Here is a 3040-nt window from a genome sequence, read left to right on the forward strand (position 1 = left end):
TGTCGAGCCCGGCGCAGGTGGTGTGGCGCAAGGCGCCGCTGGCGGTGAGCGAAGTCGAGCTGGAGGAAGATGGCGGTCCCGGTTCCGAGCAGCTGAAGCGCCGGTTCGATCCGCGCCACTACCGTCTCGCCCTTGGCCAGGCGCCGCTGATGCGGTTCGTGATTGCGCGCGAGCCAGGCAGCGAGCGCTGGCTGCTTCTGGAGCTGCAGCATCATCTGATCGGCGATCACACGACGGCCGAAGTGATGCATGCCGAGGTCCGGGCCGTGCTCGAGGGACGCGCGCATGAGCTGGCGGCGCCGCAGCCGTTCCGCAATCTGGTGGCGCAGGCCCGTCTCGGCGTTTCGTCCGAAGAGCATGAAGCGTTCTTCCGGGAGATGCTCGCCGACATCGACGAGCCGACCACACCGTTCGGGCTGAGCGAGGTTCGCGGCGATGGCCGCGGATCCCGCGAGGCGCAGCGGATGCTGCCGCCGGCGCTCAACGATCGGCTGCGGGCCCAGGCGCGGCGGCTGGGGGTCAGCCTGGCGAGCCTTTGCCATCTGGCCTGGGGCCAGGTGGTGGCGCGGAGCAGCGGCCGCGAGCAAGTGGTGTTCGGCACGATGCTGTTCGGCCGCATGCATGCCGGGACCGGCGCCGACCGTGCCATGGGCCTGTTTATGAATACCCTGCCGTTGCGACTGGATCTGGATGGCACCGGGGTTGAGCAAAGTGTGCGTATCGCCCACGCCCGTCTGGCCGAGCTGCTCTCACACGAGCATGCCCCGCTGGCATTGGCGCAACGCTGCAGCGGCGTTGTCGCACCAGCGCCATTGTTCAGTGCGCTGCTGAACTATCGCCACACCACGCCGGCCCACAACACGCCGGCCCAAAGCACGCCGGCCATGTCCGGCGTGGGAACAAGCGACGTGCTGTCCGGCATGGAATGGCTGGGGAGCGAGGAACGCACCAATTATCCCGTGACCCTGTCGGTGGATGATTTTGGCGAGGCACTGGGGCTCACGGCGGACGCGGTCGAGCCGATCTCCCCCGATCGCATCTGCGGCTACATGCAGCGGGCGCTCGAGCAGCTGGTCGAGGCGCTGGAACGGGCGCCGAATACGCCAGTGCGCGAGCTCGACATCCTGCCGGCCGCTGAGCGCCGCTATCTGCTGAAGGAGCTGAACCTGACGGACGCGGACTATCCGTCGGATCTGTGCGCCCACGAGCTGTTCGAGGCGCAGGTGCGCCGGGCGCCCGACGCGGTGGCGCTGGTCTTCGAACGGCGGTCGATCTCCTATGGCGAACTCAACGCCGAGGCCAACCGGCTGGCCCATCATCTGATCGGGCTTGGGGTGAAGCCCGACCAGCCGGTGGCGATCTGCGTCGAGCGCAGCCCGGCGATGGTGGTGGGACTGCTGGCGATCCTCAAAGCCGGCGGCGCCTATCTGCCGCTCGACCCGGCCTATCCGAGCGCGCGGCTGCGGCAGGTGCTCGACGATGCCGCCCCGCAACTCATGCTTTGCGATGCCGCCGGCCGCGAAGCGCTGGGCGCCGAGGCGATTGCAAGCCTGAGCATCGTCGACTTTTCGGACGGCGAGCTTCCCTGGACCGACCAGCCCACTGACGATCCTGACCCGCATGCGCTCGGCCTGAGCTCCAGCCACCTCGCCTACATCATCTACACATCAGGCTCCACCGGAACGCCCAAGGGCGTCATGGTCGAGCATCGGGGATTGGTGAACTATTTGCACTTTGCCTGTGAGGCCTACGTGCCCACGTCTTCCTCGGTGGTCTCCTCGTCCTTGGCCTTCGATGCCATTATTACCAGCCTGTTTGCGCCCTTGATGTGTGGTGGCCATGCACAGCTTGTCAGGCGAGACGAGGTCGAGGGGGTAAAGGAAAGGATCCGCTCGCATTGCGGGATCATCGACATCACCCCGAGCCATCTGGACGCTCTTGGGCAACAGATGCTGGCGGACTCTGCAGCCAGCCAGGTTGACCTGTTTATCATCGGCGGTGAAGCGCTGTTCGGTTCGACAGTCGAGTTGTGGCGCAGGGTCCAGCCTGCGGCCAGAATGGTGAATGAGTACGGCCCCACCGAAACGATCGTCGGCTGTCTCTTTTATGAGGTTCCGGCAGCGCCAGCTGTATCCGCGAACGTCCCGATCGGCCGTCCGATCGCGAACGCGCGGGTGTACCTGCTGGACGATCATGGTCAGCCTGTTCCGTTCGGGGCGGTGGGCGAGCTCTATATCGGCGGGGCAGGGGTTGCGCGCGGCTACCTCAACCGGCCCGATCTGACGGCGGAGCGGTTCATCGCCAGTGCCTTTGTCGAAGGCGATCGTCTCTATCGGACCGGCGACCTGGCGCGCTATCTGCCGGATGGCAATCTCGAGTTTCTGGGCCGCAACGACGAGCAGGTGAAGATCCGCGGCTTGCGCATCGAGCCGGGCGAGATCGCCGCCCGGCTGCTGGAGCATGAGCTTGTCACCGATGCGGCCGTCGTGGCGCGAAAGGATGCGACCGGCGACAAGCGGCTTGTCGCCTATGTGGTTGCGAAGACGGCAGACGGGTCGGATGAAGCCGATGGCGCCGAGCTTGCCGCGGCGTTGCGGGCCCATCTTGGTGGCCTGCTGCCGGACTACATGGTGCCGTCGGCCTTCGTGCGGCTGGATGTGCTGCCGCTGACGCCGAACGGCAAGCTCGACCGCAAGGCGCTGCCGGCCCCTGCGGACGATGCCTATGCGCGTCGGGTTTTCGAGGCACCGCGCGGCGAGATCGAGACGGCACTGGCGGCGATGTGGCAAGAGCGTCTCGGCATCGAGCGGATCGGCCGCCACGACAACTTCTTCGAGCTCGGCGGCCACTCGCTGCTGGCGGTGCAGCTCTCGAGCCGGTTGCCGCAGGCTGTCGGTGTCGAGGTGCCGCTGGCGACCCTGTTCGCCAGGCCGGTGCTTGCCGACCTGGCGGAAAGCATCGCCGAACAGTTGCGCCGCGCCGGTCCCAAGGACCTGCCGGCGATTGTCGCCGTGGCGCGCGACGAGCCGCTGGTGCTGTC

Annotated in this window: 1 protein-coding gene; it reads left to right on the forward strand. The window is 67.0% G+C overall.

The annotated features are described in order from the left end of the window. Positions 1–3040, forward strand: a 3040-nt coding sequence (locus tag AYK65_RS31105) for a non-ribosomal peptide synthetase (RefSeq protein WP_139793414.1), incomplete at both ends; no start/stop codon positions are given.

Source organism: Ensifer aridi (assembly GCF_002078505.1).
Classification (GTDB): Bacteria; Pseudomonadota; Alphaproteobacteria; order Rhizobiales; family Rhizobiaceae; genus Sinorhizobium; species Sinorhizobium aridi.